This window comes from Streptomyces sp. NPDC093510, assembly GCF_040683555.1.
Taxonomy (GTDB): Bacteria; Actinomycetota; Actinomycetes; order Streptomycetales; family Streptomycetaceae; genus Streptomyces.
Window position 1 is genome coordinate 1 of record NZ_JBFBEE010000010.1, and the last position, 14502, is coordinate 14502.

Here is a 14502-nt window from a genome sequence, read left to right on the forward strand (position 1 = left end):
CGATGATCCCCAGGGCCCTGGAGGCGATGCCTCCAGGGCCCATCGTGGTGGCGGAGCCACGAGACAACCAGTGTGATCGGAGAGACAGAACCTAGCGGCGTGGCAGGCTCAGTTCGCACCACACTGTCTTGCCCGCGCGCGTGCGGCTCGTGCCCCACTCCTTCGACAGGGCGCTGACGACGCGCAGGCCGCGTCCGAACTCGTCGCCGGGACCCGCGCTGAGCAGGGTCGGCAGCGTCTGGTCGTCGTCCTCCACCTCGCACACCAGCGCCCCGGCACGGACCAGCCGCAGATCGATCCTGCTGCTGCGGGAGTGGCGCACGACGTTGGTGACGAGTTCGCTGACGAGCAGCTCGGCCGGGTCGATCAGGGCTTGCAGGGACCACGCCCGCAGCTGGGAGCGGACCATCTCGCGGGCCCTGCCCACCTCACTGGGGTCGACGGCGAGCCGCCAGTGCGCGACGTTCTCCATCGAGATTCCGTTGAGCCGGGCCATCAGGAGCGCCACGTCGTCCTTGCGGCCGCCCCGTGTGTTGAGTGCGCGGATGATCGTGTCGCAGGCGTCGTCCATGGAGGCGGCGGGGTGCGCGGCGGACTCGGTGAGCGTGGCGAGGCCGACGCCGATGTCCTCACCCCGGACCTCGACGAGGCCGTCCGTGCACATCAGCAGCCGGTCGCCGGGCGCCACGCGCACGAGGACCGACTCGAAGGGCACACCGCCGACGCCGATGGGCGCCCCGGTGGGCAGGTCGAGGAGTTCGCTGCGGCCGTCCGCGGCGCGGACCAGGACGGGCGGGATGTGGCCGGCGTTGGCGAGGCGCAGCTCACCGGCGATCGGGTCGTAGACCGCGTACAGGCAGGTCGCGAGGTAGTGCTCCCCGAGGCGCTGGGCGAGGTCGTCGAGGTTGCGCAGGAGCTGCTCGGGCGGCAGGTCGAGGGCGGCCATGGTCTGTACGGCGGTGCGCAACTGGCCCATCATCGCAGCCGAGTTGAGGCCGTGGCCCATGACGTCGCCGACGACGAGCGCGGTCCTGGAGCCGGGCAGCTTGACGGAGTCGAACCAGTCGCCGCCGACCCGGCCGAGGAGCGTGCCGGGGAGGTAGCGGGTGGCGATGTCGCAGCCGGGCATCCGGGGCTGGATGTGCGGCAGCATGCTGTCCTGGAGGGTGTCGGCGACACTCTCCTGGTACGTGTACATGCGGGCGTTGTCGAGCACGAGGCCCGCGCGGGCGGCCAGTTCGGCGCCGGTGACGCGGTCCATGTCGTTGAAGACGGGCCGCTCCCGGTGGCGGAGCAGGATCATGAAGCCGAGCACCACATTGCGCGCCTTGAGCGGTACGACGAGCATCGAGCGGTGGTTGATCAGCGGGCGGATGTCACGCTTCTCGAACTGGGAGGCGATGGCGTTGCCCATCTCCTCGGTGATGCGCGGCACGAGCACCGGGTCGCCCGAGGTCATGCACTGGAAGAACGGCGTGTGCGCGGGGAACGGCATGGACTCGCCGACCGGCACCACGTCGTCCCAGCGGCCCGGCTCGTCGGTGTGCTCCACCGCGACCCGGTGCCACATGGTGGTCTCGTCCGGCGGCCCCTCGGGGAAGCCCTCGCCCGCGACGACCTGCTCGCGCAGATAGGTGCCCGCGACGTCCGTGAAGCGGGGCACGACCGCCCTGCTCACCTCGATGATCGTCCGCGACAGGTCGAGCGAGGAACCGATGCGTCCGCTGACCTCGTTGAGGAATTCGAGGTGCTCGCGGACCGCCGCGTACTCGAGGTCCTCGCCCTCGTCGTCCACCGCTTCCGGCGCCACCGGCCCGCCGTCGACGGCCGCCTGTGCGGCGCGCTGCCTGCGTTCCTTGCGTTCGGCCCGGCGGGCGACACCCCAGTCCGGGGTGACCGGCACCCGGTCGTGCCTGCTGAACTCCAGGACGGGGTAGCCGAGTTCGAGGATCTGGGCGACGATGCGGGCGCTTTCGCCCACGCTCATGCTCGGCAGGATCTCGGGGAGCCTGGCGGCGAGCTCGTCCGCGCCGGGGAAGTCCGTGTGGAGCGCGAAGCCCGGCGCGATCCGCTCGACCTGATCGTCCCGCTCGTTCCGCTCCTCCCGCCCGCTCCGCTCGCCTTCCGGGGCGTCGGCCACGGCGAGCCGCGTGGCGTCGGCGGCGAGCACGAGGAGCCGCTCGGGGCCGGGGCCCACCAGGGGGTACGCCCACCACAGCACGTCCACCCGGTCGCGGTCGGTGCTCGGTCCGCCGGCCGAGTTGGTCAGTCGCGCACGCCCGGCGGCCGGATAGGAGATGTGCCCGTCGAGGGAGGTCTCCAGGTCGGGGCCGAGGCCGTCGAACGCGCCGTAGGACTCGCGGTCCTCCGGGATCGCGCCGTGCACCGGGAGGAGATCGCCCGCGGGGCGGCCGACGGCGTCCTCCTTCTCGTACCCGAAGAGGCGGCGCGCTCCGACGCTCCAGTGCGAGACGAGACCGGCGCCGTCGACGACGACCACGGCCAAGGGGATGCGGCCGGACGCGGCACTCTGCGTCAGCGGCTCGCCCGGAGTGCCTCGTTCCATGGCCCATGCTCCTTCCCGCGGCGGCGCAAGATCTGAGCCGCCACCAACCACCGTACGGCCGAGGCGGGTTGCCGTGCGGGGCAATACGGGAATTGGCCGCGCGGCCGGGGCACCGGCGCACGCCCCCGGGCCCGCCGTCGGCCGCTCCCCGGCCCCGCGCCGCTCAGTCCTCGTGCCCGAGCTGCAGGTCCCGCTCGGTACGGCCGCCGCCCGCGACCTGGAGGACCGTGGCGACCGGCGGGTAACCCGCCGCGATCACGGTGTACTCGCCGGACGACAGGTCGACGAAGCGGAACGCGCCGTCCGTTCCGGTGGTCAGGGTGTCGACGACGTTGCCCGCCGCGTCGAGCAGCGTCACGCGCGCGTCCTCGACGGGCCGCCCCCCGCCGGCCCGGACGGTGCCCCGCAGCACGGCCCCGCCCGCGAGCTCCACGTCCTGCCGGGTCTCGCGCGAGGCCTGCACCGAGACGGGCAGCGCGGCCGGGCGGAACGCGGGGGCGCTGGCCGCGAGCGTGTACTCGCCCGCCACCAACTCCGTGATGACGTAGCCGCCTTCGCGGCCGCTGCGGGTGGTGGCCACGACCTCGCCGCGCACGTCGGTGAGGGTGACGGCCGCGTCCCTCACGGGCGTTCCGTCGGCGGTCACCACACATCCCGCGAGCCGGCCCGCGCCGCCGAGGACGACGTCGAGCTCGACGGGCCGCTCGCCGACGGTGACGGTGACCGCCTGCGGCTGGTGTCCGCCCGCTGCCGCGATCAGCACGAAGGAGCCCGTGCCCGGGGTGCTCAGGGCGTACCGCCCGTCGTCGCCGCTCGCGCCGCGCCCGATCTGCTGTCCGGCCACGTCGATGAGGGTGAGGGCCGCGCGGGGCACCACGGTGCCGTCGGGGTGCTGCACGGTGCCGCAGACCGGGACCCCGGCGGCGTACGTCGTCGTACGGGCGTGGGGGACGGTCACGGGCGCGACGGCGGGTGCGTCGGAAGAAGGGGCGCTGGACAACAGGGGAGTCTCCTTGAGGAAGAAGGCGAGCAGCATGCCGAGGACGAGCACCGGCACCAGGTAGAGGAAGATCCGCGGCATCGCGTCGGCGTAGGCCTGGATGTAGCCCTCGCGCAGCGGCGCGGGCAGCGTGTGGACGACCTGCGGGGTGATGGACTCGGCGTCGGGCATCGCCTTGCCCGATCCGGCGGGGAGCCGGTCCCGGAGCGCGTCGGCGAGCCGGTCGGCGAAGAGCGTGCCGAAGATCGCGGCGCCCACGCTGCCGCCGATCTGCCGGAAGTAGTTGTTGGCACTGGTGGCGGTGCCCAGGTCGGCGGGGCGGACCGCGTTCTGCACGGCGAGCACCAGCACGGGCATGACCAGGCCGATGCCCGCGCCGAGCACGGCCATCCAGATGCTGTACTCCAGCCGGGAGGTGTCCTCCTCCAGCCGCGAGAGCAGCCACATGCCGACTACGGAGAGCATGCCTCCGACGATCGGGTAGATCTTGTAGCGCCCGGTGTGGCTGATGAGCTGGCCGGAGATGATCGACGCGCCGACGATGCCGCCCATCATCGGCAGCATCAGGAGGCCGGACTCCGTGGCGCTCGCGCCGTCGACCATCTGCAGGAAGGTCGGCAGGTAACTGGCCGCTCCGAAGAGGGCGATTCCGACGACCATGCCTACAAGACCGGTGATGTTGAAGACCGGATCACGGAACAGGCGCAGCGGAATGATCGGTTCTGCCGCGAACTTCTCGGCGACCACGAAGAGCACGCTCGCCACGACCGCACCGGCGCCGAGCCCGAGGATCACACGGTCGCCCCACGCGTACTCGGTCCCGCCCCAACTGGTCAGCAGCACGAGGCAGGTGGAGGCGGCGGCGAGCAGGAGCGCGCCGAGCACATCGAGCCTGGCCTTGGCGGTGGGCCTGGGCAGCTTCAGGACGAGCGTGACGACGAGGAGGGTGACGAGGCCGAAGGGCACGTTGAAGTAGAAGCACCAGCGCCAGGACACGTGGTCGGTGAAGAAGCCGCCGAGCAGGGGGCCCGCGACCGAGGCCAGGCCGAACGCGGCGCCGATCAGGCCCATGTAGCGGCCGCGCTGCCGGGGCGGCACGATGTCCGCGATGATCGCCTGTACGCCGATCATCAGGCCGCCCGCGCCGACGCCCTGGAGCGCGCGGAAGGCGATGAGCTGGTCCATCGTCCGCGACCAGCCGGCGAGCGCCGAGCCGATGACGAAGATGACGATCGCGAACTGGAAGACGCCCTTGCGCCCGAAGAGGTCGCCGAGCTTGCCGTAGATGGGCAGGCCGATGGTGGAGGTGAGCAGATAGGCGGTGATCGCCCAGGACATCTTGTCGAGGCCGTGCAGCTCACCGACGATCTTCGGGAGCGCGGTGGCGACGATCATCTGCTCCAGCGCGGCGAGCAGCAACGCGAGCATCAGCCCGACGAACACCATGCGGACGCGGCTGGGGCTGAGCCCGTGCGCCGCGGCCGGAACGGGATCAGGTGGCGGCGCCTGTGCCTGCCCCGGGCCCTGATCACCGTGCGGCGTGGGCCCGTTGGCCACCTCGTCGCGGTGCTGCCCGTTCCGCTCGTCCTGCCCGTCCTGCTCGGCGACCTTCACCAGCGTCATCCCGCCCACGTCCTGCTCCCCTCGTCGCGCCTGCGACGCATTTCTCGCATTACGCGACAACTGCGAGCAAGCGCGACGAGTCGCCCTCGTGTGGGGCCTGGCGGACGTAAGCGCCGGTCGGAGCCCTACGGCGTACAACGGGGCCGAACGGAAAACCACTCGAAACGGTGAGCGTAACGACAACCCTGATGGGCTACGCGGGAGTTGACTACTTCTCGACCTCGGCGGCGAGGTTGCCGAGCACCACGTCGTAGATCCGCCCGAGGCCCTTGGGCGCGAACGTCTTCTCGAAGAAGCCGCCGATGCCGCCCGCGCCGTTCCACACGGTGGTCACGACCACGCGGGACTTGCCCTCGCCGGCCGGGGTGACCGTCCAGGTCGTGACCATGGAGGAGTTGCGGTCCTTCTCGACGAGCTCGCCGTCGGTGGGCTCGCTGACCTCGAGGAGGCAGTCGCGGATCCGCTTGCTGGTGGCCTGCAGCTTCCAGTGGACGAGGGTGCCCTCGCCGTCGCCGCCCTCGCGCACCTCGTACTCGCTGAAGTGCTCAGAAAGGAGCTTCTCGCGCGTGCCGTTGTAGTCGGCCAGCGCGTCGAAGACGTCGTCCGGCTCTGCCGTGATGATCCGCTCCGTGACCGCCTCGACCTGCGCCATTGCACTTCCTCCAGCACTTGTTCCTCGGGGGCTTCGCGGAAAGCCAACCACCCGGTGCACCGGCCTCCCAAATCGGGGTCCCGACCGGAGGCCCGCTCAGCCCGGCAGGAGCCGGAGCGAGACCCACAGCGCCAGGGTCGAAAGGACCAGCGCCGCGGGGGTCGTGAGGAGCCCGAGGCGCGTGAACCGGACCAAGCTGACGTCGTGTCGGTGCTGGTGGGCGATGCGGCGCCAGAGCAGTGTGGCGAGGGAACCGGCGTAGGTGAGGTTGGGTCCGATGTTCACGCCGATGAGCACGGCGAGGACGGCGCCGGGCCCGGCCGGCGCGGCCAGCGGGACGAGGGCGAGGACGGCCGGCAGATTGTTGATCAGGTTGGCGAGCAGCGCGGCCACCGCGGCGGTGCCGAGCAGCGCGGGCAGGGTGGCACCGTCCGGCAGGACGCGTCCCAGGGCGTCGCCGAGGCCGTTGTCGACGACGGCCCGCACGACGATGCCGAGGGCGAGGACGAAGGCCAGGAACGGCAGGGAGGCCGAGCGGAGGATCGCCACCGGCGTCGTCCGCCGCCGCACGAGTGCCCGTACTCCGAGGACGGCCGCCCCGGCCGCCGCCGACCAGGCAGGCTCGACGCCGAAGGCGGAGGCCACGGCGAACCCGGCGAGCGTGGCCGCGACGGTCACCAGGGCGAACAGGGGGATCCGCGGCGGTTCCGTGACGTCGGTGCCTTCGACGGGTGCGTCGAGGTCGGCGGCGAAGAACCGCCGGAAGACGGCGTACTCGACCGCGATGGCGACCAGCCAGGGCAGGGTCATGAGCAGCGCGAAGCGCGTGAAGCTCAGCCCCGTCGCGGTGAAGGCGAGGAGGTTCGTCAGGTTCGAGACGGGCAGCAGGAGGGATGCGGTGTTGGACAGGTGGGCGGCGGCGTAGACGTGCGGCGCGGGGCGCGTGCCCATGCGGGCGGCGGTGGCGAAGACGACCGGTGTCAGCAGGACGACGGTGGCATCGAGGCTCAGGGTCGCGGTGATCACCGAGGCGAGCCCGAAGACGGCGGCGAGCAGCCTGCGGGGGCGGCCCGCGGCCCGGCGTGCCATCCAGGTGCCGCAGGCGCGGAAGAGTCCCTCGTCGGCGCAGAGTTTGGCAAGCACGAGGACGCCCGCGAGGAAGCCGATGACGGGGCCGAGCCGTGCGGCTTCCTCCCGCACGTCGTCGAGCGGGATCGCCCCGGTCGCGACCACGATCCCGGCGGCGGGCACGGCGAAGGCGGCCTCGGGCCAGCGGAAGGGCCGGACGACGGCGCAGACCAGCACCACGGCCAGGGCGGCGACGGACAGGGACTCGACGAGCATGCCTTCGATCATGCATCGCGCCGGGTCCCACCCGGCCGCCGCCCCGGCGTGGAGGTTCCCGCCGCTTACCGCCGGGTCGGATCGATGGCGCCGAAGCGGGCCACCGTCTCGTCGTCGCCCAGGCGGTGCAGCCCGGCCTTCTCGAGGACGCGGACGGAAGCCGGATTCGTGAGGTCGACGTCGGCGTGGACTTTGGTGACCTCCGGCAGGGCCAGGGCGGCCGCCACGAGGGCGCGGACGGCCTCGGGTGCGTAGCCCCGGCCCCTGCGCGAAGGCACCACGCCGTACCCGATCTCAACGGCCCCCTCGCTCGGCGGCCAGAGCAGGCTGATCGAGCCGACGACGGCGCCGCCCGCGCGCTCGATGATCAGCCGGTGGCCGTACGCGCCCGGCACGCCGGACGGGCCGGCCTGTTCGGCGACGAAGCCCGCGATGACGCGGTCACCGTCGGCGGGGAAGTCCGCCGCCCAGTGGACGAGCCGCTCGTCGCGGACGACGGCGGTGATCTCGTCGGCGGTCCAGTCCCGCAGGACGAGGCGCTCGGTGCTCAGGTCGGTACCGGCGAGGGGAAGAACGGAAAGAGAAGACACGCGACACTCCAGGTCGTTCGGACGACCGGGCCGCTCAGGACGGGCTCTGTTGCGTCAGGCCCGCGCGGCCCGGACAAGGGCATGCTGATGAGGCGTCCGGCGGGCCATATTCATCAACCTCCCTCGTCGCACTGCGGTCGCGCGTGTCGCGCCTGACATGACCCTACCAAGCACGCCCCCGGAGAGACCGCGACGTTCCGCCCGCACGATCAAGGGAACATGTGTTCTATTCTGTGGTCAGTGCTACCGAGGAGGCGTCATGCGCTGGGAGAACCTATCCGACGGGCCGCGCCGGGGCACCGCGGACGCCGCGCTGTTCGGCGCGGACGCGGTGACCACGCGGACCTTCGACACCCCCGAGTTCAGAGGAATCACCTTCCACGAGATCCGGGCCAAGTCGATCGTGAACCGCGTGCCGGGGGCGTCCCGCATGCCGTTCGAATGGACGGTCAACCCGTACCGGGGGTGCACGCACGCGTGCGTCTACTGCTTCGCGCGCAAGACGCACAGCTATCTCGACCTGGACACCGGCCTCGGATTCGACAGCCAGATCGTCGTCAAGGTCAACGCCGCCGAACTGCTGCGGCGCCAGCTCGCCTCGCCGCGCTGGCACGGCGACCACATCGCCATGGGCACGAACGTGGACTGCTATCAGCGCGCGGAGGGCCGCTACCGCCTCATGCCGGGGATCATCGAGGCGCTGCGCGATCGCGGCAACCCCTTCTCGATCCTGACGAAGGGCACGCTGATCCTGCGCGACCTCGACCTGCTGCGGCAGGCCGCCGCGGTGACGGACGTCGGGATCTCCGTGTCCGTGGGCTTCACCGACCAGGAGCTGTGGCGGACCGTCGAGCCGGGCACGCCCGCTCCGGAGCGGCGCCTCGACGTCGTGCGCACCCTGACCGAGCACGGCATCGGCTGCGGCGTCCTGATGGCGCCCGTGATCCCCTTCCTGGGCGACCACCCCGACCAGCTGCGCGCCACGGTGCGGGCCGTCGCCGCGGCGGGCGCGACGTCCGTGACGCCCCTGGTACTGCATCTGCGGCCCGGGGCGCGCGAATGGTTCATGGCGTGGCTCGGACAGCACCACCCGCATCTGGTGCGGCGGTACGAGCGGCTGTACGCGGAAGGCGCCTACGCCCCGAAGTGGTACCAGCGCCGCGTCACCCGCCACGTCCACGAGCTGGCCGAGGAGTTCGGCATCGGTCCCACGCGCGCGGGTGCCCGCCGGCGCGTCCGCGTCCCCGAGGAGCCCGAGCCCGCGCCCGTCCCCACCCAGCTCACGCTGCTGTGAATCGCTTGCCCCTTTCGGGTTGTTTCTGAGCGGGACGGCTCTCTCCGGCACGGCTTTCCGGGAAGATGCGCCGAGGGTCACGGCCTGCGGGGCCCTTGAGCCACTGCCCCAGGAGGCCGGATGAACAAGCGTGCCGTCGTACTCTGCTCAGTCGCCGCCACAGCCGCCATGGTCACGGCGGTACCGCCCGCCTCGGGCGCCCCTGCCGACGCCAATACGCCGTACGCGAGCCACACCCGGCAGGCACCCCTCCCCTGGAAGAAGTGCGCCACCGAGGACCATCCGACGCTCCAGTGCGCTTCGTTGCGGGTCCCTCTCGACCACCACCGGCCGGACGGCCGGCAGATCACCCTCGCCCTGTCCCGCGTCCCGCACACCGCGGCGACCTCCCAGGGGCCGCTCCTGGTGAACCCCGGCGGGCCCGGCGGCAGCGGCCTCGGCATGGCGGGGTTCGTCGCCAAGTCGCTGCCGCGGAAGGTGGCCGCGCAGTACGACGTCATCGGCTTCGACCCGCGCGGCGTGGGCAAGAGCACACCCGCGCTCAACTGCCGCCCGGGGCACTTCTCCCCCGTGCGCCCCGCCTCCGTCCCGGCCACGCCCGCACTGGAGCGCGCCAACCTCGACCGGGCGCAGGCGTTCGCGCGGGCGTGCTCCACGAAGTACGGGGACATCCTGCCGTTCATCGACACGGTGAGCGTCGTCCAGGACATGGACGCCGTCCGCGCCGCCCTCGGCGCGGAGCAGATCAACTTCTTCGGCTACTCGTACGGCAGTTACCTGGGCGCCCTCTACGGAAAGCTCTATCCGCACCGGGTGCGCCGCATGGCGCTCGACTCGCTCGTCGACCCGACGGGCGTCTGGTACGTCAACAACCTCCGCCAGAACCAGGCCTTCGACACCCGCCACAAGGCGTTCATGGCCTGGATCGCCCGGCACGACTCCGCGTACCGGCTGGGCGGCGACCCCGGGAAGGTCGAGGCCAGGTGGTACGCGATGAGGGACGCGGTCGCCGCGAAGCCCGCGGGCGGGAAGGTGGGCGCCGGCGAACTGGAGGACACCTTCGTCCCGGGCGCCTACTTCAACGGCTACTGGCCCCATCTGGCCAAGGCGTTCGCCTCGTACGTGAACGACGAGGAGGCGGGCCCCCTCGTCACGGCGTACGAGAACTTCGGAGTGGTCGACGCCGCCGGCGAGAACAGCTACAGCGTCTACGCGGCCGTGCAGTGCCGGGACGCGCAGTGGCCGCGCGAGTGGCGGACGTGGGGCGCCGACCACGCGTGGGTGCACGCGAAGGCGCCGTTCTCCACCTGGAACAACGCCTGGTACAACGCGCCGTGCGCGTTCTGGCCGACGCATCACCTGACCCCGCCGGACGTCGCCAACTCCGAGCTGCCGCCCGTCCTGCTGTTCCAGGCGACCGACGACCCCGCCACCCCCTACGAGGGCGCGGTGACCCTGCACCGGAAGCTGCGCGGCTCCCGCCTGGTGGTCGAGCGGGACGGCGGCAACCACGGCGTCGCGCTGAGCGGGAACCCGTGCCCGGACCGGCACTTGGCGGCCTATCTGGACTCCGGCGAGGTGCCGACGGGCGGCGAGGCCGACGCCGTGTGCGAGGCCCTGCCCGCCCCGAAGCCGCGGAGCGCCTCCGCGCGCCGGGCGTTGTCACACCCATGGTCCACCATGGGGTCATGAGCCGACTGACCCACATCAGCGCCCCCGAGGGCGTCGCCCCCGCCACCGCGTACACGCACGTCGTCATGGGAACGGGCCGCTTCGTGGCGGTCTCCGGCCAGTTGGCCCTGGACGAGGACGGCGAGCTCGTCGGCGAGGGCGACGCGGCGGCGCAGGCCCGGCAGGTCTTCGAGAACCTGCGGCGTTGCCTCGCGTCGGCGGGCGCGACCTTCGACGACGTGGTGAAGCTGACGTATTTTGTGACGGACATGGCGCACATGCCCGCGGTCCGCGCCGCCCGGGACGCCTTCCTCGACCCTTCGCGGCTCCCGGCGGCCTCGGCGGTGCAGGTGGTGTCGCTGGTCCGCCCGGAGTTCCTGATGGAGATAGAGGCGTTCGCGGTGGTGGCGGAGAGGTGACGCCCGTGCGGATACGCGACATGGGCGAGGCCGACTGTGAGGCCGTCGCCGAGCTGCGGGTCCTCGGCTGGCGGTCGGCGTACGCCGGGCTGATGCCCGGGTCGTACCTGGACGCGCTCAGCGTCGAGGAGGGCGTGGCGTGGCAGCGCGAGCGGCTGGCGACGGGCCTGCCGGGGACGGTGGACCTGGTCGCCGTGCGGGCCGGGCAGGTGGTCGGCTGGGGCTGTGCCGGTCCGGCGCGCGACGACGATCTGCCGCCGGGCGAGGCCGAGTTGTACGCGCTGTACGCGCACCCGGAGCAGTACTCCACGGGCGTGGGCCGGGCGCTGATGCTGGAGTGCGTGGCCCGTTGCGCCGCCGCGGGCCACGCCGAGATGCGCCTCTGGGTCCTGGAGGGCAACACCCGCGCCCGGCGTTTCTACGAGCGCGCGGGCTTCGCACCGGACGGCGCCCGCGACCCGCAGGAGGTGGAGGGCGTGCCGGTGCCCGAGATCCGCTACAGCCGCGGCCTCGTCCGACCCCGCCCCGCCCTGGCGGGCCCTCTCACTCCGGCAGTCGTGCCAGCGCCGCCGATGCCGCGGCGGCGAGGCGGGGGTGGCCACGGGCGGACATGAGGACCGGCCTGGCCCGGGCGTCGCCGAGTGCCCCGAGCCCCTCCACGCATGCGAGCGCGATCTTGCCGTAGGGATCGTGGGGCGCGAGCCTGCGCTGCAGCGTGGTGATCAGCGCGGGCGCCGACTCGGGGGCGCGCAGTTCGGTGAGGAGGCGCACCGGATACAGGGCGTAGGCGACGCGCAGTTCGTTGGTCGCGAGGGCTGCAGCCGCGCGGGCCGTGCGCGGGTCGCCGAGGCGGGCCAGGGCGTGGGCCGCGGCGGCGCACCGCGGCGGGTCCCGGTGGTTGAGGAGGAGGACGAGCGACTCGAAGGCCCTGCGGTCGCCGGCGACGCCGAGCCTGAGCGCCACCAACTCCCTGGCCCACAAGGGCTGCCCTGGTGAGACGAGCGCCTCGGCGAGTTCGTCGAGGTCGTCCGTGGCGATCAGCCGCTCGTACTCCTTCGAACCACCCGCCTCAGCCCGTAAGCGTTCCGTCACCGTCCGCAACTCCTCATCCATGGTCGCGAGCCTAAGCCTTACCCAGCGGTCGCGATGTAGATCACAGACATCGGGAAACATCACGGGCTGGCGCGCTCGTTACTCGCCGGTTAGTCTCATGTGAGCGGGGCACACTCCCCGTAGCAATACCTTTCCTCGCAGTGGCCTGGTGACGCAGCCACTGTGAGTGCTTGGTCGGTTCGGTACTTGACGTACCTCAGTACGACGCGGCTCCGGGACAGAGCCGGTCGGCTTCTCCATCGGGCGTGCCCTTCGCGCCGCCCGGACAGGACACGCACCAATCCCCGCTCGCCGTGCGGCACTCGTCGCCGTACCCGCGCGCCCCTCAGTCGTCACTCTCTTCCTGGAGTCCACGCATGGACGCTCCCTTGAACACCGTCGCCGTCATCGGTCTGGGCACGATGGGCACCGGCATCACCGAGGTCCTGGCCCGGGCGGGCCGCGAGGTCATCGGCATCGACATCAGCCAGGCGGCGGCCACGCAGGCCGTCGAGTCCCTGGAGTCCTCGACGGCGCGTGCGGTGCGCCGGGGGCGCCTCACCGAGGAGGAGCGGCGCGGCGTCCTCAGCCGCTTCCGCACCTTCACCGACCTGCGGGCCGCCGCCGACGCCGACCTGGTCATCGAGGTGGTCCCGGAGTCGTACGAGATCAAGCAGCAGGTCATCCGTGAAGTTGACGCTGTCGTGCGCCCCGCGACGATCATCGCGACGGGCACCAACGCGCTGTCCGTGACCCGGCTCGCCGCCGAATCGGCGCGTCCCGAGCGGGTGTTGGGCCTGCACTTCTTCAACCCGGCGCCCGCGATGAAGCTCGTCGAGGTCGTCTCGTCCGTGCTGACCGCGCCCGCCGCCGTCGCCGCGGTCACCGACCTGGCGCTGGCCCTGGGCAAGGAGCCCGTCGCGGTCGGCGACCGGCCCGGCTTCGTCGCCGACGGGCTGCTCTTCGGCTACCTCAACCAGGCCGCCGCGATGTACGAGGCGAAGTACGCGTCCCGCGAGGACATCGACGCCGCCATGCGGCTGGGCTGCGGCCTGCCGATGGGCCCGCTCGCCCTGCTCGACATGATCGGCGTGGACACGGCCCGCACGGTCCTTGACGCCATGTACGCCGAGTCGCAGGACCGCCTGCACGCGCCCGCGCCGATCCTCAAGCAGCTCAGCGAGGCGGGCCTGACCGGCCGCAAGTCGGGGCGTGGCTTCTACACGTACACCGGGCCCGGCAGCACCGAGGTGGTGCGTGACGCGCTGACCCCGCCGGAGGACGAGGAGCGGGCGCAGGGCCGCGCGGTCCGCTCGGTCGGTGTCGCGGGCTCCGGGACGATGGCGTCCGGCATCGCGGAGGTCTTCGCCAAGGCCGGCTTCGAGGTGGTGCTCGCCGCCCGCACCGACGAGAAGGCCGAGACGGCCAAGTCCCGTATCGGAAAGTCGCTTTCGCGCTCCGTCGACAAGGGCAGGATGACGGCCGAGGCCGCGGCGCAGGCGCTGGCGCGGATCACGCCCACGGGGTCCTACGAGGCGTTCGCCGACGTCGATCTGGCCCTGGAGGCCGTCGCCGAGGACCTGGAGGTCAAGCGCCAGCTCTTCGCCACGCTCGACAAGGTCTGCAAGCCCGGCGCGATCCTGGCCACCACGACGTCGTCGCTGCCCGTGGTCGCCTGCGCCCGCGCCACCTCGCGGCCGCACGACGTGATCGGCATGCACTTCTTCAACCCGGCCCCGGCGATGAAGCTGGTCGAGGTGGTCCGCACCGTGGTGACCGCGGACGACGTGCACGCCACGGTCCGCGAGGTCTGCGCGAAGATCCGCAAGCACCCGGTGGACTGCGGCGACCGGGCGGGCTTCATCGTGAACGCGCTGCTGTTCCCGTACCTCAACAACGCGATCAAGATGGTCGAGGAGCACTACGCCTCCCTCGACGACATCGACGCGGCGATGAAGCTCGGCGGCGGCTACCCCATGGGCCCCTTCGAGCTCCTGGACGTCGTCGGCCTGGACGTCTCGCTGGCCATCGAGAGGGTCCTGCACAGCGAGTTCCGCGAGCCGGGCCTGGCCCCGGCGCCGCTGCTCGAGCACCTGGTGGCCGCGGGCTGCCTCGGCCGCAAGACGGGTCGTGGCTTCCGCGAATATGCCCGGCGCTGAGCCGGCCGAGGAGCGCCCGGGGGAACGGACGGGCTGGGGCGGGCTGCTCGAACCCTCGGGCAGCCCTGTCCCCCAGGAGCGCGGCCCCGTCC

General features: G+C 72.2%; 11 protein-coding genes. 5 read left to right on the forward strand and 6 right to left on the reverse strand.

Annotated features, from left to right (window positions below; all coding sequences use genetic code 11):
- Positions 1–91: 91 nt before the first annotated feature.
- The 5 genes from AB0N81_RS17300 to AB0N81_RS17320 form a co-directional block, all read right to left on the reverse strand.
- On the reverse strand, positions 92–2566 hold the full coding sequence (locus tag AB0N81_RS17300) for a SpoIIE family protein phosphatase (protein ID WP_365359000.1): 2475 nt from the start codon (positions 2564–2566) through the stop codon (positions 92–94).
- 163 nt (positions 2567–2729) lie between these two features.
- Positions 2730–5198: an MFS transporter gene (locus AB0N81_RS17305; RefSeq protein WP_365359002.1), complete on the reverse strand. Its 2469-nt coding sequence runs from the start codon at positions 5196–5198 to the stop codon at positions 2730–2732.
- A gap of 199 nt (positions 5199–5397) precedes the next feature.
- Positions 5398–5841 carry an SRPBCC family protein gene (locus AB0N81_RS17310; RefSeq protein WP_365359004.1) on the reverse strand — a complete coding sequence of 148 codons (444 nt, stop codon included), beginning with the start codon at positions 5839–5841 and terminating at the stop codon, positions 5398–5400.
- A 96-nt stretch (positions 5842–5937) separates the two neighbouring features.
- Entirely contained in the window at positions 5938–7185 is a 1248-nt protein-coding gene (locus AB0N81_RS17315; RefSeq protein ID WP_365359006.1) for an SLC13 family permease, read from the reverse strand.
- A gap of 65 nt (positions 7186–7250) precedes the next feature.
- On the reverse strand, positions 7251–7775 hold the full coding sequence (locus AB0N81_RS17320; RefSeq protein ID WP_365359008.1) for a GNAT family N-acetyltransferase: 525 nt from the start codon (positions 7773–7775) through the stop codon (positions 7251–7253).
- 259 nt (positions 7776–8034) lie between these two features.
- Here AB0N81_RS17320 and AB0N81_RS17325 point away from each other — a divergent pair, with 259 nt between their 5' ends.
- The 4 genes from AB0N81_RS17325 (at position 8035) to AB0N81_RS17340 (ending at position 11773) form a co-directional block, all read left to right on the forward strand.
- Positions 8035–9069 (forward strand): Rv2578c family radical SAM protein, encoded by a 1035-nt coding sequence (locus AB0N81_RS17325; RefSeq protein WP_365359010.1) that lies wholly within the window; start codon positions 8035–8037, stop codon positions 9067–9069.
- A gap of 120 nt (positions 9070–9189) precedes the next feature.
- The gene (locus tag AB0N81_RS17330) at positions 9190–10761 is read left to right on the forward strand and encodes an alpha/beta hydrolase (protein ID WP_365359012.1); all 1572 of its coding nucleotides are present in this window, start codon (positions 9190–9192) and stop codon (positions 10759–10761) included.
- A complete protein-coding gene (locus AB0N81_RS17335) occupies positions 10758–11159 on the forward strand; it encodes a RidA family protein (RefSeq protein WP_365359014.1) in 402 nt (133 codons plus the stop codon). Before AB0N81_RS17330 ends, AB0N81_RS17335 begins: the two co-directional genes overlap by 4 nt.
- A gap of 5 nt (positions 11160–11164) precedes the next feature.
- Complete coding sequence (locus AB0N81_RS17340) at positions 11165–11773, forward strand: GNAT family N-acetyltransferase (protein ID WP_365359016.1); 609 nt, start codon at positions 11165–11167, stop codon at positions 11771–11773.
- On the opposite strand, the gene AB0N81_RS17345 is transcribed toward AB0N81_RS17340, so the two are convergent.
- Complete coding sequence (locus AB0N81_RS17345; protein ID WP_365359018.1) at positions 11703–12272, reverse strand: adenylosuccinate lyase; 570 nt, start codon at positions 12270–12272, stop codon at positions 11703–11705. The genes AB0N81_RS17340 and AB0N81_RS17345 overlap by 71 nt on opposite strands.
- Before the next feature lie 356 nt (positions 12273–12628).
- On the opposite strand from AB0N81_RS17345, the gene AB0N81_RS17350 reads away from it, so the two are divergent.
- On the forward strand, positions 12629–14410 hold the full coding sequence (locus AB0N81_RS17350) for a 3-hydroxybutyryl-CoA dehydrogenase (RefSeq protein ID WP_365359020.1): 1782 nt from the start codon (positions 12629–12631) through the stop codon (positions 14408–14410).
- Positions 14411–14502 lie beyond the last annotated feature (92 nt).